General features: G+C 67.7%; 24 protein-coding genes. 13 read left to right on the top strand and 11 right to left on the bottom strand.

The window, feature by feature from the left end; translation table 11 throughout:
* The first annotated feature begins 145 nt into the window (after positions 1 to 145).
* Positions 146 to 1,075: an oxygenase MpaB family protein gene (locus ACSYS9_RS02365; protein ID WP_049460666.1), complete on the top strand. Its 930-nt coding sequence runs from the start codon at positions 146 to 148 to the stop codon at positions 1,073 to 1,075.
* 228 nt (positions 1,076 to 1,303) lie between these two features.
* Here ACSYS9_RS02365 and ACSYS9_RS02370 read toward each other — a convergent pair whose 3' ends face one another.
* Positions 1,304 to 1,891: a TetR/AcrR family transcriptional regulator gene (locus ACSYS9_RS02370; protein WP_049460665.1), complete on the bottom strand. Its 588-nt coding sequence runs from the start codon at positions 1,889 to 1,891 to the stop codon at positions 1,304 to 1,306.
* Between the two features lie 133 nt (positions 1,892 to 2,024).
* Here ACSYS9_RS02370 and ACSYS9_RS02375 point away from each other — a divergent pair, with 133 nt between their 5' ends.
* Positions 2,025 to 3,239, top strand: a complete 1,215-nt coding sequence (locus ACSYS9_RS02375; protein ID WP_049460663.1) for an MFS transporter — start codon at positions 2,025 to 2,027, stop codon at positions 3,237 to 3,239.
* The gene (locus ACSYS9_RS02380) at positions 3,236 to 4,408 is read left to right on the top strand and encodes an MFS transporter (protein WP_049460662.1); all 1,173 of its coding nucleotides are present in this window, start codon (positions 3,236 to 3,238) and stop codon (positions 4,406 to 4,408) included. The genes ACSYS9_RS02375 and ACSYS9_RS02380 overlap by 4 nt, the downstream gene beginning before the upstream one ends.
* A 354-nt stretch (positions 4,409 to 4,762) precedes the next feature.
* Here the strand turns inward: ACSYS9_RS02380 and ACSYS9_RS02385 are convergent, their stop codons facing one another.
* On the bottom strand, positions 4,763 to 6,874 hold the full coding sequence (locus ACSYS9_RS02385; RefSeq protein WP_032128756.1) for a M13 family metallopeptidase: 2,112 nt from the start codon (positions 6,872 to 6,874) through the stop codon (positions 4,763 to 4,765).
* A 176-nt stretch (positions 6,875 to 7,050) separates the two neighbouring features.
* Here ACSYS9_RS02385 and ACSYS9_RS02390 point away from each other — a divergent pair, with 176 nt between their 5' ends.
* Positions 7,051 to 10,113 (top strand): bifunctional diguanylate cyclase/phosphodiesterase, encoded by a 3,063-nt coding sequence (locus tag ACSYS9_RS02390; protein WP_049463473.1) that lies wholly within the window; start codon positions 7,051 to 7,053, stop codon positions 10,111 to 10,113.
* A gap of 95 nt (positions 10,114 to 10,208) precedes the next feature.
* Here ACSYS9_RS02390 and ACSYS9_RS02395 read toward each other — a convergent pair whose 3' ends face one another.
* Entirely contained in the window at positions 10,209 to 11,090 is an 882-nt protein-coding gene (locus tag ACSYS9_RS02395) for a LysR family transcriptional regulator (RefSeq protein WP_049424802.1), read from the bottom strand.
* Between the two features lie 96 nt (positions 11,091 to 11,186).
* Between ACSYS9_RS02395 and ACSYS9_RS02400 the strand changes: the two genes are divergently transcribed.
* The 3 genes from ACSYS9_RS02400 (at position 11,187) to ACSYS9_RS02410 (ending at position 14,184) form a co-directional block, all read left to right on the top strand.
* On the top strand, positions 11,187 to 11,597 hold the full coding sequence (locus ACSYS9_RS02400; RefSeq protein WP_049424804.1) for a DoxX family protein: 411 nt from the start codon (positions 11,187 to 11,189) through the stop codon (positions 11,595 to 11,597).
* Positions 11,598 to 11,628: 31 nt separating this feature from the next.
* Positions 11,629 to 12,417: a dioxygenase family protein gene (locus ACSYS9_RS02405; RefSeq protein ID WP_049463471.1), complete on the top strand. Its 789-nt coding sequence runs from the start codon at positions 11,629 to 11,631 to the stop codon at positions 12,415 to 12,417.
* A 117-nt stretch (positions 12,418 to 12,534) separates the two neighbouring features.
* Positions 12,535 to 14,184 carry a Na+/H+ antiporter gene (locus ACSYS9_RS02410; protein ID WP_032128751.1) on the top strand — a complete coding sequence of 550 codons (1,650 nt, stop codon included), beginning with the start codon at positions 12,535 to 12,537 and terminating at the stop codon, positions 14,182 to 14,184.
* Between the two features lie 90 nt (positions 14,185 to 14,274).
* On the opposite strand, the gene ACSYS9_RS02415 is transcribed toward ACSYS9_RS02410, so the two are convergent.
* Complete coding sequence (locus tag ACSYS9_RS02415; protein ID WP_032128750.1) at positions 14,275 to 14,523, bottom strand: DUF3297 family protein; 249 nt, start codon at positions 14,521 to 14,523, stop codon at positions 14,275 to 14,277.
* Positions 14,524 to 14,613: 90 nt separating this feature from the next.
* On the opposite strand from ACSYS9_RS02415, the gene ACSYS9_RS02420 reads away from it, so the two are divergent.
* Positions 14,614 to 15,156, top strand: coding sequence for a DUF6630 family protein (locus tag ACSYS9_RS02420; protein ID WP_005407911.1), 543 nt, complete (start codon positions 14,614 to 14,616; stop codon positions 15,154 to 15,156).
* 39 nt (positions 15,157 to 15,195) lie between these two features.
* Here the strand turns inward: ACSYS9_RS02420 and ACSYS9_RS02425 are convergent, their stop codons facing one another.
* The 5 genes from ACSYS9_RS02425 to msrB form a co-directional block, all read right to left on the bottom strand.
* Complete coding sequence (locus tag ACSYS9_RS02425) at positions 15,196 to 15,471, bottom strand: DUF4031 domain-containing protein (RefSeq protein ID WP_049463469.1); 276 nt, start codon at positions 15,469 to 15,471, stop codon at positions 15,196 to 15,198.
* A gap of 13 nt (positions 15,472 to 15,484) precedes the next feature.
* On the bottom strand, positions 15,485 to 15,973 hold the full coding sequence (locus ACSYS9_RS02430; RefSeq protein ID WP_049463467.1) for a hypothetical protein: 489 nt from the start codon (positions 15,971 to 15,973) through the stop codon (positions 15,485 to 15,487).
* Positions 15,974 to 16,101: 128 nt separating this feature from the next.
* On the bottom strand, positions 16,102 to 17,040 hold the full coding sequence (gene motB / locus ACSYS9_RS02435; RefSeq protein ID WP_049398339.1) for a flagellar motor protein MotB: 939 nt from the start codon (positions 17,038 to 17,040) through the stop codon (positions 16,102 to 16,104).
* 3 nt (positions 17,041 to 17,043) lie between these two features.
* Positions 17,044 to 17,898: a flagellar motor stator protein MotA gene (motA, locus tag ACSYS9_RS02440; protein WP_032128746.1), complete on the bottom strand. Its 855-nt coding sequence runs from the start codon at positions 17,896 to 17,898 to the stop codon at positions 17,044 to 17,046.
* 91 nt (positions 17,899 to 17,989) lie between these two features.
* Positions 17,990 to 18,457: a peptide-methionine (R)-S-oxide reductase MsrB gene (msrB, locus tag ACSYS9_RS02445; protein WP_049463465.1), complete on the bottom strand. Its 468-nt coding sequence runs from the start codon at positions 18,455 to 18,457 to the stop codon at positions 17,990 to 17,992.
* Positions 18,458 to 18,598: 141 nt separating this feature from the next.
* Between msrB and ACSYS9_RS02450 the strand changes: the two genes are divergently transcribed.
* Both ACSYS9_RS02450 and ACSYS9_RS02455 read left to right on the top strand, forming a co-directional pair.
* Positions 18,599 to 18,976 (top strand): hypothetical protein, encoded by a 378-nt coding sequence (locus ACSYS9_RS02450; RefSeq protein ID WP_049398340.1) that lies wholly within the window; start codon positions 18,599 to 18,601, stop codon positions 18,974 to 18,976.
* A 144-nt stretch (positions 18,977 to 19,120) separates the two neighbouring features.
* On the top strand, positions 19,121 to 19,321 hold the full coding sequence (locus ACSYS9_RS02455) for a hypothetical protein (RefSeq protein ID WP_049463463.1): 201 nt from the start codon (positions 19,121 to 19,123) through the stop codon (positions 19,319 to 19,321).
* A 56-nt stretch (positions 19,322 to 19,377) separates the two neighbouring features.
* On the opposite strand, the gene ACSYS9_RS02460 is transcribed toward ACSYS9_RS02455, so the two are convergent.
* Positions 19,378 to 19,857, bottom strand: a complete 480-nt coding sequence (locus ACSYS9_RS02460; protein WP_005407919.1) for a winged helix-turn-helix transcriptional regulator — start codon at positions 19,855 to 19,857, stop codon at positions 19,378 to 19,380.
* Positions 19,858 to 20,006: 149 nt separating this feature from the next.
* Here ACSYS9_RS02460 and ACSYS9_RS02465 point away from each other — a divergent pair, with 149 nt between their 5' ends.
* Positions 20,007 to 21,311, top strand: a complete 1,305-nt coding sequence (locus ACSYS9_RS02465) for a D-amino acid dehydrogenase (protein ID WP_032128742.1) — start codon at positions 20,007 to 20,009, stop codon at positions 21,309 to 21,311.
* The gene (gene alr / locus ACSYS9_RS02470) at positions 21,290 to 22,360 is read left to right on the top strand and encodes an alanine racemase (protein ID WP_049463462.1); all 1,071 of its coding nucleotides are present in this window, start codon (positions 21,290 to 21,292) and stop codon (positions 22,358 to 22,360) included. Before ACSYS9_RS02465 ends, alr begins: the two co-directional genes overlap by 22 nt.
* Positions 22,361 to 22,641: 281 nt before the next feature.
* Here alr and ACSYS9_RS02475 read toward each other — a convergent pair whose 3' ends face one another.
* Positions 22,642 to 23,205 (bottom strand): DUF3016 domain-containing protein, encoded by a 564-nt coding sequence (locus ACSYS9_RS02475; protein WP_049463461.1) that lies wholly within the window; start codon positions 23,203 to 23,205, stop codon positions 22,642 to 22,644.
* 244 nt (positions 23,206 to 23,449) lie between these two features.
* Here ACSYS9_RS02475 and ACSYS9_RS02480 point away from each other — a divergent pair, with 244 nt between their 5' ends.
* Entirely contained in the window at positions 23,450 to 25,438 is a 1,989-nt protein-coding gene (locus ACSYS9_RS02480; protein WP_032128739.1) for a hybrid sensor histidine kinase/response regulator, read from the top strand.
* Positions 25,439 to 25,480: the final 42 nt, after the last annotated feature.

Consider the following 25,480-nt stretch of genomic DNA (forward strand, 5'->3'; position numbering starts at 1 on the left):
GACAGGATGTCGCAGGGTGAAACGTGCTGCGGCTGCACATGAAACCGTGGCTGAGCGCGGAGACTCGCCGTCGGCGTCGTGATCGCCCAGAATCGGGGCCGACCGCGCAACCTGCGGCCGCTCTTCCGCCTTTCCTGGACCTGTGATGCCGGCTCTGCTGCAGCGACTTTCCCGCCCCGTCACCGCGCCTATCCGGCGCTGGGTGCTGGAGGCCTTCCCGCGTGGCCAGAGCGGCATCGATTACGACCACCCGCTGGGAGACCCGGGCTGGTTCGGCCCGGACAGCGTCACCTGGCGGCTGCATGCGGAATTCCCGTCGATGCTGGCCGGTGGCCTGTGTGCGCTGATGCTGCAGACCCTGCACCCGCGCGCGCTGGCCGGCGTCTACGACCACTCCAATTTCCGCCAGGACCTGGTGGGACGCCTGCGTCGCACCACCGCCTTCGTTGCCGGCACCAGCTATGCGCCCAGCGGCGAGGTGGAGGCGCTGGTGGCCAAGGTACGCCGCATCCATGCGCAGATCCGGGGCCAGACCGCGCAGGGGGAGCCCTATGCGGCGGACGATCCGCAGCTGCTGACGTGGGTGCACGTGACCGAGGCGTTTGGCTTCCTGCAAGGCTTCCGCCGCTACGGGCGCGAGGTGCCGGCGCACATCGCCGATCGCTACTACGACGAGTACCGCTGCGTGGCCGAGGCACTGGGTGCGGTGGATGTGCCACGCAGTGAAGCCGAAGTGGCCGCGTACTTCTGCGCGCGGCAGCCGGAACTGCGCGTCGACGAACGCTCGCGCGAAGTGCTGGAGGTGTTGTCCGGCGTGCGCCTGCCGGTACCGGTGCCGGGTCTGTCGCGCGAAGTGTTTCTGGGGGCCGGTGCCGCGCTGCTGCCGGACTGGGCCGAAGGCATGCTCGAGCGCAATGGCCGCCAACGGGCGCAGGCGGCCGCGTCGGCGAAGCTGATGCAGGGCATGGCGCCGCTGTTCCGCCGCGCGCTACCCGATGGCCTGGCCAGCCGCGCCTGCACGCGCATGGGCGTGCCGGTGGCGGTGTTGCGCGGGTGGCCCACCGTTCCCAGGTAGGTGCCAACCTTGGTTGGCACGCGTTTCGCGCGGTGCCGCAGAAGCGCCAACCAAGGTTGGCCTCTACCAGAGCGGATTCCGCAGTAGCTGGATCTACTGACACCTTGGTTCTGGTAGCTGCCGACCTTGGTCGGCACGCATTTCGCGCGGTGCCGAAGAAGCGCCAACCAAGGTTGGCCTCTACCAGAGCGGATTCCGCAGTAGATCCACGCCATGCGCGGATGGGCTTCACCCGGCCGACTTCAACCCACGCAACAGCATCTCCAGCGCCGCCGTCGCCTGCCGCAGGCGCGCGTCGCCATCCTCGCCCTCGGCGATCCAGAACGCGGCCTCGGCCAGGCTGCCGTAGATCAGCGACGCCAGCGCCTGCGCGTCCACCGGCGCCACCACGCCCTGCGCCACCAGATGTTCGATCAGGTGCTGCATCGAGTGCACGCAGTGGCGCTGCGATTCCGGTGAGGCACCACCCAGTACCGCGCGCGCATCGCGCAGCACAATGCGCTGGATCTCCGGCTCCAGTGCCATCTCCAGATAGGCGCGGCAACGCTGCACGAAGCCGTCCCAGGCATCATCCGCGCCATCGCTGATCGCCTGCAGACGCAGGTCGGTCTCGGCATCGAGCTGGGCGACGACAGCCGCCAGCAGACCCCTCTTGTCGCCGAAGTGGTGGTACAGCGCGCCGCGGGTCAGCCCGGCCTGGGCGGTCAGGTCGTCCATCGAGGTGGCGGCATAGCCATGCGCGCTGAACACCCGGCGGGCGGTGGCCAGCAGGGTGGCGCGGGTTTCTTCCATCTCGGCGCGGGTGCGACGAACCATCCGGAGCTCCTTACATACACAGTGCATGATTATTTACATACGGTGCGTATGAATGTAGCCTCTTATTCATACACTCTGTATGTATTGTCGTGGCGCCCAGTGCGCCAGGCAAGTCGCTGCCCTGGAGAACCTGATGGCCACCCCCTATCGCGACCTGTTCGCGGCCCCCGGCACCGCCGGCCTCGCCCTGGCCGGGCTGCTGGCACGCCTTCCTCTACCGATGACCGGTATCGGCATCATCACCCTGCTGTCCCAGCTGCGCGGCAGCTATGCACTGGCCGGTGCGGTGTCGGCCACCTTCGTGCTGACCTACGCGTTGCTGTCGCCGCAGGTATCGCGCTGGGTCGACCGGCGCGGGCAGGGCAGGGTGCTGCCGTGGGCCACCGCGGCCAGTGCGGCCGGGTTGCTGTTGCTGCTTGCGTGCACGCTGCTGGCCGCGCCGGACTGGACGCTGTTCATTGCGGCGATGCTGGCCGGTTGCATGCCCAGTGTGTCGGCGATGGTGCGCGCGCGCTGGACCGCGATCCATCGCGGGCGCCCGCAACTGCAGACCGCCTACTCGCTGGAGACGGTGTTCGACGAGGTCACCTTCATCGCCGGGCCACCGTTGTCAGTCGGATTGTCGGTAGCGGTATGGCCACAGGCCGGCGTGCTGGCTGCAGCCCTTCTGCTGGTGATCGGAGTGACCGCACTGTTCCTGCAGCGTGGTACCGAACCACCGCTGCAGCGCTGCGAAGGCGCAACACCCTCGCGCTCGCTGCTGCGGCAAGCGGAGATCCGCCTGCTGGCGTTGCTGATGCTGGCGATGGGTGTGATTGTCGGTACCGTCGACATCACCAGCGTGGCCTTCGCCGAACAGCGCGGGCAGCCACTGGCTGCCAGTTGGGTGCTGTCGGCCTATGCGCTGGGCAGCTGCGCGGCGGGCCTGCTGTTTGGTGCACTGAAGCTGCAGATCCCGTTGCCGCGCCTGTTGCTGACCGCAGCAGCGGCCACTGCATTGGCCACGCTACCGCTGCTGTGGGTCGGCAGCCTGCCTGCCCTGGCCGTTGCCGTGCTGCTGGCCGGGGTGTTCTTCGCGCCGACGATGATCGTGGCGATGTCGCTGGTCGAACAGTACGTGCCCGAATCGCGCCTGACCGAAGGCATGACCTGGTTGCTGGCCGGATTGAACATCGGCGTGGCGCTGGGCGCGGCACTGTCCGGGCAGGGTGTCGATGCGGGGGGCGTGCGCAGCGGTTTTGCTGTTGCGCTGGTGGCAGGCGGTGGCGTGCTGCTGTTCGCCGTGCTCGCGCACCGTGCACTGCGCCCGTCTGCCTCGACCACATCCCCTGAAGGAATCGTCCCGTGAGCGCTTCATCGCCTGCGCACGCCGCGCCTGTGCCTCGTCATCCGTGGTGGGCGGTTTCCGCCGTCGGCCTCGCCACGTTCTCGGTGGTCACCACCGAAATGTTGCCGGTCGGCCTGCTGACCCCGATCGCCGAAGATCTCGGCGCGTCCACCGGCACAGCCGGCCTCATGATCTCGCTGCCGGCCCTGCTGGCGGCAGTGTTCGCACCGCTGGTGGTGATCGCAGCCGGTGGCATCGATCGCCGTCGCATCCTGTGCGCGCTGCTTGCGCTCCTGCTGGTCGCCAACCTCGCGTCGGCGCTGGCACCGGGCATCGGCTGGCTGTTGGCCGCACGGGTGCTGGTGGGGTTCTGCATGGGCGGCATCTGGGCCATCGCCGGCGGTCTGGCTGCGCGTCTGGTGCCGGCTGACCGCATCGGCCTGGCTACCTCGATCATCTTCGGCGGCGTGGCCGCAGCGTCGGTGCTGGGCGTTCCGTTGGGCGCGCTGATCGGGGATGCATTGGGTTGGCGCAGCGCCTTTGCGGCGATGGCGTTGTTCAGTGCGGCGGTGATGCTGCTGCATCTGCGGGTGGTTCCCGCGTTACCTGTAAGTACATCGGCGCAGCCGCGGCAGTTCGTACAGCAGCTTGGCCAGCGCGACCTGCGGCGTGGGCTGTGGCTGACCGTGCTGCTGGTGTCCGGGCACTTCATCGCCTTCACCTACGTGCGGCCGCTGCTGACGTCCGTCTCGGGCGTGGAGGCGTCGTGGATCGGTGCACTGCTGTTTGCCTACGGCCTGGCCGGCATCGCCGGCAACTTCATCGCCGGGCCGCTGGCAGCACGCCATCCGCGCGGTACGTTGCTGGCGATCGCATCGGGCCTGCTGCTGACGCCGCTGCTGTTGCTGTGGGTGGGGGGCACGCCGAGCGGTGGCATTGCGGTGCTGCTGCTATGGGGCCTGGCCTATGGCGGCGTATCGGTGGGCCTGATGAGCTGGATGATGAAAGCGGTGCCGCAGGCCGTGGAGATCGCCACCGCCCTGTATGTAGGCGTGTTCAACATCGGTATCGCACTTGGCGCGTGGGGCGGGGGACGGCTGCTGGATGGTGTCGGGCCGTACGCCACGCTTTGGGCTGCTGCGGTGTTGGCTGCGAGCGCTCTGCTGATGGTTGCCACCACCCGCAGGTAGATCCACGCCATGCGTGGATTCCTGCTCCGTGCCAACCAAGGTTGGCACCCACCAGAGCGGGGCATTTGCCAACCAAGGTTGGCAGCTACCAGAGCGGGGCATTTGCCGACCAAGGTTGGCACCCACCAGAGCGGGGCATTTGCCAACCAAGGTTGGCAGCTACCAGAGCGGGGCATTTGCCGACCAAGGTTGGCACCCACCAGAGCGGGGCATTTGCCAACCAAGGTTGGCAGCTACCAGAGCGGGGCATGTGCCGACCAGGGTTGGCACCCACCAGAGCGGGGCATTTGCCAACCAGGGTTGGCAGCTACCGGGAAATGAAACAGGCGCCTTTCGGCGCCCGTTCCGGTTACATCACCACACCTTGACCCGCTTGTCCGGGGCCAGGTACAGCTTCTGGCCTTCCTTCACTTCGAACGCCGGGTACCAGGCGTCGATGTTGCGCACGGTGAGTGCGCGGAACTGGCCCGGTGCATGCACATCGGTCAGCAGCGAGTTGCGCAGCGCCTGCTCGCGGCTCTTGCTGCGCCACGCCTGGGCGAAGCCGAGGAAGAAGCGCTGGTCGGGGGTGAAGCCTTCCAGGGTCTGCCCCGGCTTGCCCTGCAGCGACAGCTGGTAGGCATCGTAGGCGGTACCCAGGCCAGCCACGTCGGCGATGTTCTCGCCCAGGGTCAGCTTGCCGTTCACATGCACGCCCGGGAACGGCTCGTAGCTGCTGAACTGTGCGGCCAGCGCATCACCAGCGGCGTTGAACTGCTTCAGGTCTTCAGCGGTCCACCAGTTGTGCAGCTTGCCGGTCTCGTCGAACAGCGCACCGGCGTTGTCGAAGCCGTGGCTGATCTCGTGGCCGATCACTGCGCCGATGGCGCCGTAGTTCACCGCGTCGTCGGCAGCACCGTCGAAGAACGGCGGCTGCAGGATCGCGGCCGGGAACACCAGGCGGTTCTCCAGCGGCACGTTCATCGCGTTGATGGTCTGCGGCAGCATCGCCCACTCGCTGTGGTCGACCGCCTTGCCCAGCTTGGCGATGTTGCGCTGGTACTCGAACAGTTCGGCGCGCTGCGCATTGCCCAGCGCGTCATCACGGCGGATCTCCAGGCCGGTGTAATCACGCCACTTTTCGGGGTAGCCCATGCCCACGGTCAGGCCGGCCACCTTGGCCTTGGCGCTGGCCTTGGTCTGCGGCGACATCCACGCGAGCGCGTCGATGCGCTTGGCGAAGGCGGCGATGATGTTCTTCGCCATCTCGTCCGCGCGTTCCTTGGTCTTGGCGTCGAAGTGCTTCTCGACGTAACGCTTGCCGATCGCTTCGCCGATGGCATGGTTGGCGTCGTCCACTGCACGCTTCCAGCGGTCGCTCTGCTGCGGCGTGCCGCTCAGCGTGGTGCCGTGGAAGGCGAAGCGGGCATCAGCGAATTTCTTCGGCAGGTAGGCAGCGGCGCGGTCCAGCGCGTGGAAGGCCAGGTAATCCTTCCAGACATCCAGCGGCTCGGTGGCGACCAGCTTGGACAGGCCGGCCACGGCCTTGGGCTGCCAGACGATGAAGTCCTGCTGCTTGCCCAGCGCGGCCGCGTCGAGGAAGGCGTTCCAGTCCATGCCCGGCGCCTTGGCATTGAAGTCGGCCTGGGTCCAGGGATTGGCGCCCTTGGTCACATCATTGGTTTCTTCCTGGGTGGCGTGCGCCTGCGCGATCTTCGTCTCCAGCGCGAGGATGCGCTGCGCCTTGCCCGCCGGATCGGCGACACCGGCCAGCTGCAGCATCTGTGCGATGTAGGCCTGGTACTGCTTGCGCAGCTCGGCCATGCGGCCGCCGCCCAGGTAGAAGTCACGGTCGGGCATGCCCAGGCCGCCCTGCACCAGGTAGGGCGCGTTGCGGTCCGGCTGCAGCAGGTCCACCGACACCCACAGGCCGAACAGGCGGTCGGTGTAGAAGTTGGTCGCATTGAGCAGGTCGACGTCGGCACGCACGTCGCCGCCCAGGGCACGGGCCAGCCCGGCCTTGTCGGCGATCGCATCGATGGCCTTCAGCTGCGGCTGCACCGGCGCGATGCCGTGCTGCTCGATGCCGGCTTCGTCCATGTAGGCGGCGTAGTAGTCGCCGATCAGCTTGTCGTCACCGCTGGCCTGGGTGTTGCCGGCGGCGCCTTCGAGAATGGCGCGGGTGTCGGCCAGGGTTTTCTCGGCGATGACGTTGAAGCTGCCGAAGCGCGAGCGGTCGGCCGGGATCTCGGTGTTCTTCACCCAGGTGCCGTTGGCGAAGCCGAAGAAATCATCGCCGGCGTTGATGCTGCGGTCCATGCCGCTGGCATCGAAGCCGAAGCTGCCCAGCATCGGCTTGGCGGCCGCAGGTGCGGCATCGGCAGGCGCGGCGGTGCCGGCAGCCGGATCGGCCGGGCGGTCGCAGGCGGCCAGGGACAGGCTGGCAACGATGGCCAGTGCCAGGGTGGGACGGCGCAGCTTGGACATGGACTTCTCTTGCAGCGGAAAACCCCAAGTCTAATCCGCTCCGCCCCGGCTGGCCCTCCCGTAGTGCCGCCCGCCCTGTGCGGGATCTGGCTGAACGCGCGGAAGCGATCTTCACGCCGTCACCGGTGTGGTGCATGCTGGCCTCAGGAGCCCTGCGCGGACACGGGGAGGTGGCCATGCGGGGGCGGGTCAGGCGTCAAGAATGGCGTCCGCCGGCCGTTGAGGTCGGGGATGTGGAGGATTCGTTCGCGCATGAAGCCAGCCGACTGCACAAGGAAGACCAACCGATGCCCGCGCTGAAACGGGCGTTGGCCCGGCCGCTGCGCGCCATTACCTGGGGCGGGGTGTTGCTGGGCATTCTGCTGGTGGCCGGGTTGACCACCATGCTGGCCAACGACCATCACCGCCGGCTGGAGGCCGCACAGCGCCAGAGCCGTGCACTGGCGGTGGGCAGCGAGCGCCTGCTGGCGCTGGAGCTGCGCAACCTGGAGCGGGCGATGTCCGGCATCGCCGCCGATGCCGTTGAAGTGTTCCGCAGCGTGCCCGCGCAGGCGCCGGCGCTGCTTGATGCCTCCATCGGCGGCGTGCTGCGCCGGCATGCCGAGCTGCACAGCATCGTGGTGCTGGACAGCTATGGCCGCGCCCTGACGGCCGGCAAAGGTGACCTGAACCTGCCGCTGTGGACCGATCCGCAGCGCCGCGGCCTGGGCAGTTCGCTGTACATCGGCCCGCCGCTGCGCGCCAGCGACGGTGGCTGGGTGGTGCCGCTGGCGCTGCCGATGGCCGGTGACCGCTGGTTGCTGGCGCGGCTGCGCTGCGGCGAACTGCAGCGCATCATCGGCGGCCTCGATGTTGGCCCGAACGGGCTGGTGTCGATCAGCGATGCGGAAGGCTACATGCTGGCCCGCGTACCGGACCCGCACGGCACGGTCGGCCGACGCTACGATCTCGCGCATCGCGACCTGCTCGGCAAGCAGGCCGTGGTCGAGCTGGGCAGCCTGCCGGGCGCGGTCGATGGTGTGCAGCGCATCATCACCATCAGCACGCTGGAGCGCAGCCCGCTGGCGGTGCAGGTCGGGTTGGCCGATGAGGACGTGCTGGCGCCATGGTGGCCCTACCTGCAGGCGTCAGTAGCAATCGTGCTGGCCTACGTCGGGGTGCTGCTGGTCCTGCTGTACGCGGTGCGCCGCAGCACCCGCCGCCAGCAGTCGATGGCGGAGGAACTGAAGACCGGGCATGCCGAACTGCGCCTGGCCCACCAGGTTGGGCGCGTCTGCACCTGGTACGTGGACGAGGATGCCGCACTGTTGCGCTGGTCACCGCTGGCGCGTGAGATCTTCGGCGTGCAGACCGATGCGCTGCCGGTGGCCGATTTCTTCGCGCGCGTGCATCGTGATGATGCAGCGCGCCTGCAGCAGGCCTTCGACCAGGCCTTCGCCGGTGGCGCGGTGCTCGACCAGGTGTTCCGCCTGGTGCTGCCCGGAGGCGCAGTGCGCTGGGTGGGCGCACGCGGGCAGCGGGTGGAGGTGGCCGACAGCGAGCGCCGCATGATCGGTGCCCTGACCGACCTGAGCGAACGCTACCAGGCCCGCGAGCAGATGAGCGAAGTGGAACGCCGCTTCCGCCTGTTGTTCGACCGCAATCCAGCGCCGTTCTGGGTGTTCGATCCGGATACGCTGCGCTTCATCGAGGTCAACGATGCCGCCGTGCGCCAGTATGGCTACAGCCGCGAGGAATTCCTGGCGATGAGCATCCTCGACATCCGCCCGCGCGAAGGCTGGGACGAGGTGAAGGGTGCGATCGCCAAGGCCCGTGTCGGCGAGCTGCAGGATGCCACCGTGCGCCTGCACCGGCGCAAGGACGGCAGTGTGTTCGAAGTGCGCGCACACCTGTCCAAGCTCGATTTCGATGGCCAGCCCGCCTGCCTGGTGCTGGCCGAGGATGTGAGCGAGCGGCTGGCTTACGAGCGCGACCTGGCCTACCAGGCGCGGCACAACCCGGCCACCGGCCTGCTCAACGTGCGTGCGTTGACCGAACAGCTGGACGAACAGCAGGAGGGCTACACCATCGCCTTCGTGCAGTTGCGAGGACTGCAGCTGGTGGCCGACACGCTGGGCCGCGAGATCGGCGATGCGGTGCTGCAGTCGATGGCGACCCGGCTCGGTGGCCTGGGCGCGCGCTGCGGCACGCTGGCATTCCAGCCGGCGGAGGACTTCGTGTTCGCCATCGGTGCCGAGCACGATACCCAGCGCGTGCTGGACGACCTGCTGCAGATCGTGTCGGCGCCGATGCGCGGCAAGGATTCGCTGCACCAGTTCGAGCCGCGCATCGGCGTGGCCGTGCACATTGCCGGCGACGGCCACAGCGCCGAGCAGGTGATCGGCATGGCCGCACAGGCCGCGCATGCCGCGCGCGCCGAAGGCAACGTGGTGGTCTGGTTCGACGCGGCGGTGACCACGCGGTTGGCCGACCGCCTGCGCCTGGCCGGACGCATCCACGCCGCCATCGACAACGAGTTCCAGCTGTATTTCCAGCCGATCCGGCACGCCAGCGATGGCAGCCCGGCCGCGCTGGAGGCTCTGCTGCGCTGGCCGCAGGCCGATGGCAGCTTCATCCCGCCCAACGAGTTCATCCAGCTGTGTGAGGACACCGGGCTGATCCTGGCACTGGGGCGCTGGGTGATCCGTGCGGCGGCGAAGGCGCAGCGCCGGCTGGTCGAGGCCGGTTGGGGCGAGCTGCCGATCGCGGTCAATGTATCGGCGGTGCAGTTCTTCAACAGCGATCTGGTGGCCGAGTTCACCCGCGCGCAGCAGGAGTTCGGCCTGGCCCGCGGCGCGCTGCACGTGGAGCTGACCGAGAGCAGCCTGATGCGCAAGCCGGCGCAGGCGATGCAGACCATGCAACGCCTGCACGAGCAGGGCATCAGCGTGTCGCTGGATGATTTCGGTACCGGCTATTCCAGCATGTCCTACCTGCAGCACCTGCCATTGGACATCCTGAAGATCGACCGCAGCTTCGTCGCCGACGTGGAAACCAATCCGCGCAATGCCTCGATCTGCCGCGCGCTGCTGTCGCTGGGCCACAGCATGGGCCTGACCATCATCGCCGAGGGCGTGGAAACGCCGGGGCAGCTGGACTGGCTGGCTGCGCACGGCTGCGACCAGGTGCAGGGTTACCTGCTCGGGCGGCCGGCGCCGCTGGAACGGATCATCGAGGCGCTGGATGAGGTTGCCGCCTAAGTGGTAGTGCCGGCCGCTGGCCGGCATTCGCCCAGGACCGGGATGTGTCTGATTGCCGGCCAGCGGCCGGCACTACCGGCAAGCGCCAGATTCGGCTACACCCCGGCCTCCACCAGATGGTCGATGAAACTGCGCACCTTCGGTGCCAGATGGCTGCGGCTGGTATAGACCGCGAAGATGCCGATCGGCGAGGCCTCCCATTCGGGCAGGATGCGCACCAGGCGGCCATCGGCCAGCGCGTCTTCCAGCAGGAAATCGGGCTGCAGGATCACGCCCATACCGGCGATCGCCGCTTCGCGCAGCACGTCGCCGTTGTTGGCGTGCAGCAGGCTGCTTACCGCCACCTTCACTTCGCCGCCCGGTCCCTGTAGCGGCCAATGGTCGCCAGCGGCCCAGTAGCTGTAGCTCAGGCAGGCGTGGGCCTGCAGCTCCTGCGGCGTCTGTGGCGTACCGCGTGCGGCCAGGTAGGCCGGCGCGGCGCACAGGCTCACCCGCGATTCGCCCAGACGTCGCGCGATCAACGTCGGCCCCGGCTCGCGGGTGATGCGGATGGCGACGTCGTAGCCTTCCTCGACCATGTCCACCAGCCGGTCGGACAGGGCCAGGTCCAGTTCCACCTGCGGGAAGCGTTCGCGGTAGCTGGCCAGCAGCGGGCCGAGGCGGGCGATGCCCCAACTGACCGGTGCGTTGATGCGCAGCGTGCCGGAGGGCTCCAGCGCCTGCGCGCCGATGCTGGCCTCCAGCGCGTCGAACTCGGCCAGCAGGCGCACGCACTGGGCGTAGTAGGCGGCACCGGCACTGGTCGGGCTGACCCGGCGCGTGGTGCGGTGGAGCAGGCGGGTGGACAGGCGCTTTTCCAGCGCGGCGACCTGGCGGGTGACGCCGGCAGTGGACATATCCAGGGCCTGGGCGGCGGCACTGAAGCCGTTGCGCTCGACCACCGCCACGAACACGCGCATCGCCTCGAGGGTGTCCATTGTTGCGCCTTTTGAAATAAATACGGTCAATCCATCGTATTTATTGGTCCACGAAGGCGCAATAACCTGTGCCTACTCCCTTCAAGGTGTTTCCCCATGCACACCACGACCGCTCCTGTTTCGCCGCTGGCCCCGTACGGCGCCACCCTGCTGCGCCTGGCCCTGGGCGTGCTGTTCCTGGTCCATGCGCTGATCAAGCTGCTGGTATTCACCCCGGCCGGCACGGCGGCGTTCTTCGAGTCGCTGGGCCTGCCCGGCGTGCTCGGCTACCTCACCATCGGCGTCGAGCTGGTGATCACCGTCGCGCTCCTGCTGGGCATCTACGCACGCTGGGTGGGCCTTGTCGGTGTGCCGCTGCTGCTGGGCACCATCGTCACCGTGCACGGCGCCAACGGCTTCGGTTTCGCCAATGCCGGCGGCGGCTGGGAATACCCGGCGTTCTGGGCACTGGCGCTGGTAGTGCTGTTCCTGGTCGGCGATGGCAAGTGGACCCTGCGTTCGCGCTGATCGCCGCCTGACCCTGCAACTGGAGAATTCCATGTCCCGCCTGCCTTCGCTGTACATCTCGCATGGTTCGCCGATGACCGCCCTGCATCCGGGCCAGGTTGGCGTGCGCCTGGCCGAGCTGGCGCGCGACCTGCCGACGCCGCGCGCCATCGTGATGGCCTCGGCGCACTGGCTGGGCCGGCAGCCGCTGGTCGGCGCGCATCCGCAGCCACCGACCATCCATGACTTCGGCGGCTTCCCGCGCGCGCTGTTTGAACTGCAGTACCCGGCGCCGGGCGATCCGGCGCTGGCCGAAGAGGTGGCCGGCCGCATCGCCGCCGCTGGCCTGCCGGTGGCACTCGACCCGCAGCGTGGCCTCGACCACGGTGCCTGGGTGCCGCTGCGGCTGCTGCGCCCGCAGGCCGACATCCCGGTGGTGCCGCTGTCGATCCAGCCGATGCTCGGCCCCGAGCACCAGTTCGCGCTCGGCCGCGCGCTGGCGCCGCTGCGCGAGCAGGGCGTGCTGCTGGTCGGCTCGGGCAGCATCACCCACAACCTGCACGACTGGGGCGACTACCAGGACGGCAAGGAAGCGCCGTACGTGCGGCCCTTCATCGAGTGGGTGGAGCAGCGCCTGGCCGCCGACGACCGCCAGGCCCTGCTCGATTACCGTCGGCAGGCGCCGTTCGCCGAACGTGCGCACCCGACCGACGAGCACCTGCTGCCGCTGTTCTTCGCGATGGGCGCGGCCGGCGAGGGCGGCTTCGGTGCACGCCGCATCGACGCCGGTATCGATGCCGGCTTCCTCGCCATGGATCTGTACCGCTTCGACGGGGCATGAGCCGGGGCTGACGCGCGGCGGCCCCGGCCGTCGCGGTCATGGCCGCATGTGGTAGTTTTTTCCGGGTTTCCGGCGCTGGCTTGCGAGCCTCCCCGCGCGCCGCTTCCTGGAAGAAGCATGCATACCATTGAAGTCGTCCTGGCGATGCTGGTGGCCGTTGTCGCCAGCGGCTACCTGGTTCGTGTCCTGCCGTTCTCGTTGCCGCTGCCGCTGGTGCAGATCGGCCTGGGTGCGGTCATCGCCGGCGTGTTCAACCGCGGCCACGCGCTGGAGCCGGAGGTGTTCTTCCTGCTGTTCCTGCCGCCGCTGCTGTTCCTGGATGGCTGGCGCATTCCCAAACAGGGCCTGTTCCGCGACAAGGGCGCGATCCTCGAGCTGGCGTTCGGCCTGGTGGTGTTCACCGTCATCGGCGCCGGCTTCCTCATCCACTGGCTGATTCCAGTGATGCCGCTGGCGGTGTGCTTCGCGCTGGCGGCCATCGTGTCGCCGACCGACCCGGTGGCGGTCGGGGCCATCGCTTCCAAGGCGCCGATTCCCAAGCGCCTGATGCACATCCTTGAGGGCGAGTCGCTGCTGAACGATGCCTCGGGCCTGGTCTGCTTCCGCTTCGCGGTGGCGGCAGTGATGACCGGCACCTTCTCGCTGGCCACCGCCTCGCTGACCTTCGTGTGGGTGGCGGTGGCCGGCCTTGCTGTGGGAGTGGCAGTGACGCTGGGTGTGTCCACCTTCCAGCGCTGGCTGTGGCGCCGCTTCGGCGAAGAGCCTGGCGCGGCGATGCTGGTCAACCTGCTGATTCCGTTCGCGGCCTACCTGCTGGCCGAAGAGATCCATGCCTCGGGCATCCTCGCCGCGGTCGCTGCCGGTATCGCGATGAGCTATGTCGAGCTGACCGGCCGTGTCTCCGGCAGCATGCGCGTGCAGCGTGCCGGGGTCTGGAACATGCTGCAGTTCAGCTTCAACGGCATCATGTTCGTGCTGCTGGGCGAGCAGCTGCCGGGCATCGTCGAACGCGCCACCACCACCATGAACGAGACCGGCCACCAGAGTGCGTGGTGGCTGCTGGTGTATGTGGTGGTGATCAATCTGGCACTGGTCGTGCTGCGCCTGCTGTGGGTGTGGCTGTCGCTGCGCTGGAACCTGCTGCGCGCGCGTCGTCGCGGCCTGGAGCGGGGCGAGGCGCCGAACTGGCGCATCGTGGTGGCGACCTCGGTGGCCGGCGTGCGCGGTGCGATCACCCTGGCCGGCGTGTTGACCCTGCCGCTGTTCCTGCCCGACGGCAGTGCGTTCCCGGCGCGTGACCTGGTGATCTTCCTGGCCGCGTCGGTGATCCTGTTCTCGCTGCTGGGCGCCAGCATCGCGCTGCCGCGGCTGTTGAAAGGCCTGCAGCTGCCGTCCGATTCGGGTGAGCGCAAGGAAGAGGATCTGGCGCGCCGGCTGTCGTCGAAGGCGGCGCTGGCCGGGGTCGAGCGCATGCGCCAGCAGATGGTGATGAACCAGAACACCGAGAACGTGCAGCTGTACAACGACGCCGCCTCGCGGGTCAGCCTGCTGTACCAGCGCCACCTGGAGAAGGACAGCGACGGGCCCGACGTGGACCCGGAGAAGGTGCGGCGCATGGAACTGGGCTACCGCCAGCTGCGCAGTGCCGGCCTCAATGCCGAGCGCGAGGAGCTGTTCCGGCTGACCCGGCGCGGGGTGATCTCCGATGAGATCTCGCGGCGCCTGATCCGCAACCTGGACCTGCTGGAATCGCGCAAGCGCGAGTGACCCTGCCCCGAAGCGTAGAGTCGAGCTTGCTCGACTGCTCTTTCGCAAAGCAGTCGAGCAAGCTCGACTCTACCGATCCCACGGCGCGGGTTATTCCGGCTTCTGGTCCAGGAAATACGCCTCGACCTTGCCCTTGACCTTGATGGTCATCGGGTTGCCGCGGCGGTCGCGGGCCTTGCCGGCCTGCACGCGGATCCAGCCTTCGCTGACCGAGTATTCCTCGACGTTGTCGCGCTCGACGTCGTTGAAACGCACGCCAACGCCGCGCTCCAGCGCCTGCGCATCATGGAAGGGGCTGGCCGGGTTGATCGCCAGGTGGTCGGGAGGGGTATCGCTCATCGCTTCATTCACAGTGACGGCCACCAAGGCCGGCTTCAGCGGCACAGGATAAACCGTAGAATGCCGGCCTGCCCCAGAGGAAGTTCCGCCATGCCCGACAACAGCGACTATTTCGACTTCGAGGAAGACATCCACGACTTCGACGAAGACGGCTTCGAGGCGCGGGTCTGGAACCTGCTGGTACTGATCAACCCGGGCGACGAAGAGCTGGCCCTGCAGCAGTTCAACCGCTGGCGCGAGCACCTGGCCGAGGACGGGCAGCCGCTGGAAGCGGACAGCGACTGGCTGCCAGCGCTGTTCACGGCCATTGCCTGGCAGTCCGGTTTCGAGGTGGAACGAGATGACCTGGAATCGCTGCAGTCGGCGGTGAACGAGCTGTCGGCGCGCTTCAACCTGCAGCTGGACTGGGGCGGCGACCTGGACGACGAGGACTTCGCCGAAGACCTGGACGGCGTGCAGCTGATGTCCACCGCATTCGACCGCCTGCGCGAGCACAATTACACGCTGTGGAGCGTGGATGCCGGCAGCGACGGCTTCACCGGCGTGATGGCGCTGACCCGCGACGACGACGCGATGCTGGCGCTGTGCTCGCTGCTGAACGTGGAAATCCGGCTGGGCAGCGACCCGTTCTGAGATTGATCGGTAGCGCCGGGCCATGCCCGGCGCTCCCATCTACGGCCGGTACTGCGCCCTGGCGTTGGCGATCACCGCTTTGACCAGCGCGCGGTCGGTGTGCCTTGAGATCGCCCGCGCACCGAGCGCGATCGCCTGTGCGCGCAGCTCGGAAGTGACATCGTAGTGGGCACCGCTGGCCTTGTTCTGGAAGGCCCGCGGGGGAATGCCGAGCTGCGCCGCCATCGCGTGCAGCTCGGCCAGGGTGTCGGCCATCAGGTGCGCCCAGCGCTGTCCGCGCCAGGGATGCACCGCGTCATCGACGTAGACTGTCACCGCCGCGGCCGGTTCAGGCCTGCGGCTTGCTGTCGCTGTCAGCGGCCGGAGTGGCCTCGGCAGCGGCTTCTTCGGCCACGTCGCCCTCGGCGGCTTCGCCTTCCTCGCCTTCAGCAGCGTCGACGCCTTCGAACTCGGCAACCAGCTTGTCCAGGTACTCGTCGGCGGTCTGCTCGGATTCGGCCGCCAGGGTGTCCAGCAGCTTCTGCAGCAGTTCGGAGTACTCCAGGTTGACCTTGCGGCCTTCCTTCTCCTGCACGTTGGCCAGGTGCTTGAGCATGGCCAGCATCGGCACCGGGTTCTCGGCGTTGCCCATGGTCTGGCCGCCGATGGCCAGCAGCCACTCACGGCCCTGCAGGCCGATGGCCGCGACCACCTGGCCGTCTTCGTTGGTCAGCACGGCATGGTTCTGCACCTGCTGCTGCGCGTTCAGGCGCAGGAACGGGCGCTTGGCCTGCTGCTTCTTGCGCTTGTCGCGCTTGGCCTTGGAGTTCTGGGACATGGGGTGGGGTCACCTGGAAACGGAAAGACCACCATTGTAGCGGGTGCGCCGGGTCATGCCCCTGGTGGGTGCGGACCTTGGTCCGCACGCTTTTCCCGGATGTGCGGACCAAGGTCCGCACCTACCGTTTACTTTGCCGGACCCTGCGCGGCCTGCACGTCCGGGTCGGCGGCGGGGGCCGACAGCCCCACCTGCGGGCCGGCACCGGCCAGGGCGGCTGCTTCGGCGGCCTGGGTCATCACCACGATGCTGATGCGGCGGTTGATCGGATTCTGCGGGTCGGCCTTGTCGAACAGCACCGACGAAGACAGGCCGACCACGCGGGTGATCTTGCTGTCCTCCAGGCCGCCGTCCACCAGTGCGCGCCGTGCGGCGTTGGCACGATCGGCGCTCAGTTCCCAGTTGCCGTAGCCGCGCGCGGCCGAATAGGCGGTGATGTCGGTGTGGCCGGTCAGGCTGATCCGGTTCGGCACGTGGTTCAGGTAGTTGGCCAACTCGTGCAGGATCTGCTGCGTGTACGGCTTCAGCGTGGCGCTGCCGAGGTCGAACATCGGCCGGTTCTGCTTGTCCACGATCTGGATGCGCAGGCCTTCCGGGGTCAGATCCAGCAGCAGCTGGTCCTTGAACGGCTCCAGCGCCTGGCTCTTGCTGATCGCCTCCTGCAGTTCCTTCATCAGCGCTTCCAGCTGCTGCTTGTCGCGCTGCTGCTGGTCCACCGGCTGCGGCACCGCTTCCTTCTGGTTCTGGAAGGGATCGTTGCTGCTGCCCCGCGAGATGTCGGTGGCACCACCGAGCTTGATCATCGAGGTGCTGGCGCCACCCGGGCCGGCCATGCCGGGCGCCGGCGTGGCGTTCTGCCCGCTCAGCGGGCTGGGGTTGCGGAAGTACTCGGAAATGGCCGCACGGTCGTTCTTGTTGGTGGTGGCCATCAGCCACAGCACCAGGAAGAACGCCATCATCGCGGTCACGAAGTCGGCATACGCCACCTTCCACGAACCGCCATGATGGGCGGCGTGGCCGGCCTTCTTGACCCGACGGACGATGACGGTGGGCTTGGTCTCGGCCATGGCTTACTTGACCGTCTTCAGGTGCTGCTCGAAATCGGAGAAGGCCGGGCGCACGTTCGACGGCAGCGTCTTGCGGGCGAATTCCAGCGCGATCTTCGGGTTGTAGCCACGCAGGCAGGCCAGCAGCGCGGTCTTCACCGATTCGTAGATGCGGCTGTCCTGCTCGGCGCGCGCTTCCATCGCTGCCGCCATCGGGCCGACGAAACCGTAGCCCAGCAGGATGCCCAGGAAGGTACCGACCAGCGCGCCGGCCACATGGCCGCCGACCTCGACGATATCCCCGCCGATCGAACCCATGGTGATGACGATGCCGAGCACCGCCGCGACGATGCCGAAACCGGGCAGTCCGTCGGCGACCTTGGTCAGCACCTGCGACGGCGCCATGGCCTCGGCGTGGTGCTTTTCCAGCTCCAGTTCCAGCAGCGGCTCCAGCTCGTGTGGCTCGATGTTGCTGCCGATCATCAGGCGCAGGCAGTCGGTGATGAAGTCGATCAGGTGGTGGTCGGCCTGCACCTTGGGGTAGTTGCCGAACAGCGCGCTTTCGGCCGGGCGCTCGACGTGGTCTTCCAGCGCCATGAAGCCTTCGCGGCGGGCCTTGTTGAGCAGTTCATAGAGCAGGCTGAGGACATCGATGTAGTCCTGCTGCTTGTAGCGCGGGCCCTTGAACACGCCGACCATGGCCTGCAGGGTCTGCTTGACCGTCTTGGCCGGGGTGCCGACCAGGAAGGCGCCGAGCGCGGCGCCACCGATGATGACCAGCTCGTAGGGCTGCCAGAGGGCACCCAGGCGGCCGTGGGCACCGAGATAGCCCCCGATCACGCTGACGATGACGACCAGGAATCCAACGATGATGAGCATGGGGCGACGCAAGGAGAGGGGATATCTCCTTGTCGGCCCGTCGCCCGGTTTTCTGAAGAGGGAATTCTGTGAAATCGGTCAGCGGGGTGTTTCAGCCCGCCACGCCGCTTTCGGCGCCGCCACGCTGCAACGGGTCGGGCCAGGGCTCGCCATTGCCGGTGAACAAAAGTGAGACGGAGTTCAGGCAGTGGCGCTCGTAGGTGGGCGGCGGGCCGTCCGGGAATACGTGGCCCAGATGGCTGCCACAGCGCGCACAGGTGATCTCGGTGCGGACCATGCCGTGGCTGGTATCGCGGATTTCGCGCACGTGTGCCGGGTCGAACGGGGCGAAGAAGCTCGGCCAACCGGTGCCGGAATCGAACTTGGTGCTGGAGCGGAACAGCGGCAGTGCGCACAGCCGGCAGCAGTAGACGCCCTCGCGCTTGTTGTCGAGGAACACGCCGCAGAACGGCGCCTCGGTACCGTGCTGCAGCAGCACGCGGCGCTCTTCACTGCTGAGGCCGGCGATCAGCGCCTCGGTCTGGGTGGCGGTGGGGGGCGTCAGGTCGAAGGCAGTCATGGCGGCGCTCCGTGGGGGTTGATGGCCTGGGGATGGCGGAAAACGTGGGGGTGCCGGCGCGCGCTTGCAAGTGTGATGGCCGTTCATGGCCGGCACACAGGTGCAGGCGCAAGGTAAATGTGATCCACGCCGGAGCGTGACATGAAACCGACCCTTTCCCTGCTGTTGATGGCCCTGTTGCCCCTGGTCGCGCAGGCCCAGGTACCGACGTCGTCGAGCCCGACCGCCACCCGCAGTGCCACCACCGTGGCACCGCAGCCGGTGATGCCGCCGCCGCAGGCCGCTCGCCCGCAGCCGCAGGTCCTGCCGTCGCCGCAGCCGGCGCAGCCGATCAGGTCCACCGGTCCCGCCCAGATCGCGCCCACCCCGGCGCCGAAGCCGGCCGACAAGGTGTACGACCGCAATGGCCGCATCGTCCCCGGGGTACGCCCGGCCGGTCCGAACCGCGTGTTCGATTCGCGTACCGGCCGCTATTACGACAGCGTGCCGGCCGGCGATGGCCAGCAGATCAAGCGCTGATCTCGGGTGCCAAACGAGGTTGGCGGCTACCGCACGCTGTCCGGCCTGAACGCACGAAAACAACCCGCTGCAGATCACTGCTTTTTCGCCTGCGATTAACCGTTCCGGGACCAACGTGACCGTGCGCCGGCATTGCGCCGCCGCATGTCCTTCGTCCACTGGATCGCGATCATGAAAAACCAGCAGAACCGTCATCCCGGCAAGGAACCGCAGGGCCGCAACCCGCAGCAACAACAGCAGCAACAGCAACAGCAACAGCAACAGCAGCAGATGGAGCCGCAGCAGCCGCACAAGGGTGGCAAGCAGCAGGAACAGCGCTCGCAGAAGCATCCGCAGCAGCGCTGACGGACCCGGGGGTCAGAGCCCGCTGCACGGGATCTGGCCCCACTACCGTTCCGGACTCAATCCGGAATCGGCAGGCTCAGCGTTTCCTTCACTTCTTCCATCACGATGTAGCTCTTCGACTCACGCACATGCGGCAGTGTCAGCAGGGTGCTGCCGAGCAGCTTGCGGTAGGAGGCCATCTCGCTGATCCGCGCCTTCAGCAGGTAATCGAAGTCGCCCGAGACCAGATGGCACTCCAGCACGTTGGGCAGCTTCAGGGCGGCGCGCCGGAACTCCTCGAAGATGTCACCGGACTTGTAGGCCAGGCTGATCTCCACGAATACCAGCAGGCTGGCCTTCACCGCCGCCGGGTCCAAGTGGGCGTGGTAGCCGGTGATCACCCCCTCGCGCTCGAGCCGGCGCACGCGCTCGGTACACGGGGTGGTGGACAGGCCGACCCGCTCGCCCAGTTCGGTGAAGGAGATACGGCCCTCGGCCTGCAGGATGCGCAGGATCTTGCGATCGATCTTGTCCAGTTCGCGGGTACGGGTGGCCATGGCCGTCAACCTTGGGGAATGAATTGCAGGGGAACATCCTGCCGGTTGATCGCAAATCAGGCAAATCAACTGGGAATGGCTGTCTATACTTCCCCAATTATGGTCCCGGCACGCTCCAGTGCAGGGAATGATCGGGTTGGAGAAGTCCCATGCGAGTCCTAGTTCTCGGCAGCGGCGTGATCGGCACCACCAGTGCCTGGTACCTGCGACAGGCCGGGTTTGAAGTCACGGTCATCGACCGCCAACCCGGCCCGGCGCTGGAAACCAGCTTTGCCAATGCCGGCCAGCTGTCGTTCGGCTACACCTCGCCGTGGGCCGCCCCGGGCGTGCCGAAGAAGGCCATCGGTTGGCTGTTCGAGAAGCATGCGCCGCTGGCGATCAAGCCGGGCATGGACCTGGCCCAGTACCGCTGGCTGTGGCAGATGCTGCGCAACTGCACCCACGAGCGCTACGCGATCAACAAGGCGCGCATGGTGCGCATGTCCGAGTACAGCCGCGACTGCCTGAACGAGCTGCGCGCGCAGATCGGCATCGAGTTCGAAGGCCGCGACCTGGGCACCACCCAGCTGTTCCGCACCCAGCAGCAGCTGGATGCCTCGGCGCAGGACATCGAGATCCTGGCCCAGTACGGCGTGCCGTACGAGGTACTGGACCGCGCCGGCATCATCCAGGCCGAACCGGCCTTGGCCCATGTCGATGGCTTGGTCGGCGCGCTGCGCCTGCCACGTGACCAGACCGGCGACTGCCAGCTGTTCACCCGCCGCCTGGCGCAGATGTGCGTGGATGCCGGTGTCGAGTTCCGTTTCGACCAGGACATCACCGGCCTGGAATTCGATGGCGACCGCATCACCGGCGTACGCATCGACGGCAAGCTGGAAACCGCCGACCGCTTCGTGGTCGCGCTCGGCAGCTACTCGCCGGCGCTGGTCGCATCGTTGGGCATGCGCCTGCCGGTGTATCCGCTGAAGGGTTACTCGCTGACCTTGCCGATCACCGACCCGGCGATGGCGCCGACCTCGACCATCCTCGATGAGAGCTACAAGGTGGCGGTGACCCGTTTTGACGACCGCATCCGCGTCGGTGGCATGGCCGAAGTGGCCGGCTTCGACCTGTCGCTGTCGCAGCGCCGTCGCGAGACCCTGGAGCTGGTGGTCAGCGATCTCTACCCGAAGGGCGGTGACCTGTCGCGCGCGCAGTTCTGGACCGGCCTGCGCCCGGCCACGCCGGACGGTACGCCGGTGATCGGCGCCACGCCGTTCCGCAACCTGTACCTCAACACTGGGCACGGCACGCTGGGCTGGACCATGGCGTGCGGCTCGGGCCGCTACCTGGCCGACCTGATGAGCGCGCGCCAGCCGCAGATCAGCACCGAAGGCCTGGATATTTTCCGCTACGGCCAGTACGGTCACGCGCCGCAACAAGAGAACCGCACATGCGTCCTGCCCGCGCGCTGATCGATCTGGGCGCCCTGCGCAGCAACTACCGGCTCGCCCGTGAACTGGGCGGTGGCAAGGCCCTGGCGATCATCAAGGCCGATGCCTATGGCCACGGCGCAGTGCGCTGTGCGCAGGCACTGGAAGGCGAGGCCGATGGTTTCGGCGTGGCCACCATCGAAGAGGCGCTGGAACTGCGCCAGGCCGGCATCCGTGCGCCGATCCTGCTGCTGGAAGGCATCTTCGAGCCCAGCGACATGGCGCTGGTGGCCGAACACGATTTCTGGTTCGCGGTGGGCTCGCCGTGGCAGCTGGAAGCCCTGGTCGCGTTCGACAGCCCGCGCCCGCTGACGGTGTGGCTGAAGCTGGACAGCGGCATGCATCGCCTCGGCCTGGACGTGGACAGCTTCCGCGCGGCGCATGCACGCCTGTTGGCGCTGCCGCAGGTCGAACGCATCGTGCTGATGACCCACCTGGCGCGTGCCGACGAACTGGACAGCGAACGCACCCACGAGCAGGCGGCGACGTTCGCGCGGGCCATCGACGGCCTCGATGGCGAGACCAGCGTGTGCAACTCGCCGGCGCTGCTGGGCTGGCCAGATGTACGCAGCGACTGGGTGCGCCCGGGCCTGATGCTGTACGGCGCCAATCCGCTGCCTGACAACACCGCGCTGACCGAGCGCCTGCGCCCGGTGATGACGATGCAGTCGAAGGTGATCGCCGAACGCTGGATCGAGGCCGGTGAGCCGGTGGGCTATGGCGCGCGCTTCGTGGCCAAGGCACGCACCCGCGTGGGCGTGGTCGCGCTCGGCTATGCCGACGGTTATCCGCAGTTTGCCCCGAATGGCACCCCGGCGCTGATCGATGGTCAGCCCGGTGCCCTGATCGGGCGCGTGTCCATGGACATGCTGACCGTGGACCTGACCGCGCACGCGCAGGCCGGCATCGGCAGTGTGGTGGAACTGTGGGGCAGTGCACCGACGCTGTCCGAACTGGCGCCGCGCTGCGGCGTGAGTGCGTACCAGCTGCCCTGCGCGGTCAAGCGCGTGGCGAAGGTCTATCAGGACTGACCGAACGCTGGCCGTGCACGGCTCTGGTAGCGGCCGACCTTGGTCGGCGCTGTGAATGCGTGTCGACCAAGGTCCACACCTACCGGTAGGGACCGGTCGGCGCGCACGGCTCTGGTAGCGGCCGACCTTGGTCGGCGCTCTGAATGCGTGTCGACCAAGGTCGACACCTACCGGTAGGGACTGGTCGGCGTGCTCGGCACTGGTAGCGGCCGACCTTGGTCGGCGCTTTGAATGCGTGTCGACCAAGGTCGACACCTACCGGTGAGTCGCGCCGCCCGGGATCATCGCGCGGCGGTGGCCTGGCTGGCCAGCTGCCGCTTCACCCAGTCATCGATCAGGCGCTTCTCGTAGCGCAGCGGATCACTGTCGCTCTTCAGCCCCAGGTTGTGCAGGTAGCCGGTATCGCTGAGGCGCACATCGCCCTCGCTGACGATACGGCCGCTGGCGTCCTTCAACGTGTACTGCAGGCTGATCCGCGGCGGGTAGATGTCACGCATGATCCGGATGTCGCGGCCACGCGGGCCATGCCACGGCTCGTAGTCACCGGCGCGCTTGATGTCGACCAGGGTCACATCGAGGGTCTGCCCAGGCTGCAGCGGCTTGGCGGCGGTGGTCTGCAGGTAGCGTGCCAGCTGCTGTACCCAGTCGCCACGCTCGGCCTCGAAGCGGTTGGTGCTCTGGCGGATCTCGGTGAATTTGGCCGGGTCCTCCCATTTCACGCTGACCGGGCCATCGGCCTGCAACGCACGTGGCGCGTCCGCATCGGTCACGGTGCGCGGTGCAGCGGCGGCGCCGCCCGCCACCAGGGCGCCTGCCAGCAGGGCAATCGCGAGTGAGCGTTTCATGACGGTCTCCTGCGTCCCCGCGATGGGGACGATGTTGATCACAGATCGAGTGTGATCCTGCGGCCGGGGCGCCGCAATGGCAGATTGCGTCATGCGCAAGAGTGGTTGCCGCCAATTCATCGTCGTCAACCATGACTGACGGCGCTTGACGCTGTGAATACGCCCTTTGGAAGATGCTGTGCCTCCAACCCGGCCTGCACTGACGCCCTTGTCCACACTGCCGCCCCTCGTGGAGCGCCCACCGATGATGGTGCCGGCGCCCGAACCCGACCTGCATCATGGCGTGCTTGAGCGCATCAACGCCGGTTTCTGCGTGATCCAGGTGCTGTTCGAGGGCGATCGTGCGGTCGACTATCGTTTCATCGAGGTCAACGACGCATTCGAGCGCCACACCGGCCTGAAGGATGCGCGTGGCCAGCGCATGACGGCGCTGGAACCGGGCCACGAGGAAGACTGGTTCCGCATCTACGGCGAAGTTGCCCGCAGTGGCCGGCCGGCACAGTTCGAGATGGAAGCGCGTGCGCTGGGCCGCTCGTTCGCGGTGGATGCGGTGCGCGTGGGCCGCCCGGGTGAGGACAAGGTCGGCATCCTGTTCTTCGACATCACCGCGCGCAAGCAGATGGAAGTGGAGCTGGGCGAAAGCGAAGCCCGCTTCAGTGCGCTGGCCGATGGCCTGCCGATGCCGGTGTGGGTGCTCGACGAGCGCGGCCATGCCCGTTTCGTCAACAGCGCTTTCAGTGAGTTCTTCGGCGGCGACGAGACGCGCGTGCCGGAAGATGTCTGGCGTGGCCTGGTGCACCCGGACGATGCGTCGGTGTTCGAGTACGAACTGCAGGAAGCGCTGAAGGCGCAGCGGTCGATGCATGCGCTGGTGCGGGCCCGACGCGCCGATGGCGACTGGCGTTGGTTGGAGATGAACGCGCGTCCGCGCTTCTCGCGGATGGGCCGCTTCATCGGCCTGGCCGGCAGCAGCCCGGACGTGACCGAACGCCGCGAGATCGAACTGGCCCGCGAGGAGCTGCTGCAGTCCGAGCGTGCCGCGCGCAGCGCAGCCGAGAACATGGCGCGGCTGAAGGACGAGTTCCTGGCCACGCTGTCGCATGAACTGCGTACGCCACTGACCACCATCCTCGGTTGGAGCGAACTGCTGCTGCAGCGCGTGGACAACACCAGCCCGCTGTACAAGGGCCTGAACGTGATCGCCAACAGCGCCGGTGCGCAGAAGCGGCTGATCTCGGACATGCTCGACCTCAGCAGCATGCTGCTGGGCAAGGTGCAGCTGGAGGTGGAGATACTGGATCTGCGCGACCTGCTGGGCGAAGCCATCGGCGCGCAGGAGCTGGTCGCCGAAGGCAAGGCGCTGGACGTGAGCCTGCAGCTGCCGGAGCAGCCCAGCCTGGTGCTGGGCGATGCCACCCGCCTGCAGCAGGTGTTGTGGAACCTGCTGTCGAATGCGATCAAGTTCACCCCGGCCGAAGGCCGCATCGATCTGCAGCTGCAGGCCGACGGCAACCACTGGGTGATCACCGTGCGCGACACCGGCGACGGCATCGCGCCCGAATTCCTCAATCATCTGTTCAGCCGCTTCCGCCAGGCCGATGGCACCACCACCCGACGGCATGGCGGCCTCGGCCTGGGTCTGGCAATCGTGCAGCAGCTGGTCGAACTGCATGGCGGTACCGTCGCCGCCGCCAGCGAGGGCCATGGCCACGGCGCCACCTTCACCGTGCGCCTGCCGCAGCACATTCCCGATGCCGAACGGCGGCCGCTGCGCGAAGTGATCAGCGGACCGATCCTGGAGCCGGTGATCGTCGAGCCGTATCCGCTGCGTGGCATGCACGTGCTGGCGGTGGAAGACCAGCCGGAAGTGCTGGAGTACCTGCGGCGCATGCTGGAAGAGCAGGGCGCAAGCGTGTCGGCAGCCAGCTCGGCCGGTGAAGCGCTGGCGCTGCTGGCCGATACCGGGCACCTGCAGTACCACGTGATGCTGACCGACATCGGCATGCCGGGCATGGATGGCTATGGCCTGGTGCGCACGCTGCGCGAGGACATGGGCGTGGATGCGATGACCCTGCCGGCGGTTGCCGTGACCGCGCTGGCACGTGCCGATGACCGGCGCCGAGCGCTGGCGTCGGGCTTCCAGGAACACGTGGCCAAGCCGTACTCGGTGGCACAGCTGGTGGCTGCGGTACGCAAAGTGCAGGTGCCACGCGCGGACAGCGCGCTGCACTGAGCATTCACGGCCGATCGGCGACCCTGCACGCAGGAGGTCGCC

Source organism: Stenotrophomonas sp. STK17_22 (assembly GCF_051983905.1).
In the GTDB taxonomy this organism is placed as follows: Bacteria; Pseudomonadota; Gammaproteobacteria; order Xanthomonadales; family Xanthomonadaceae; genus Stenotrophomonas; species Stenotrophomonas maltophilia_A.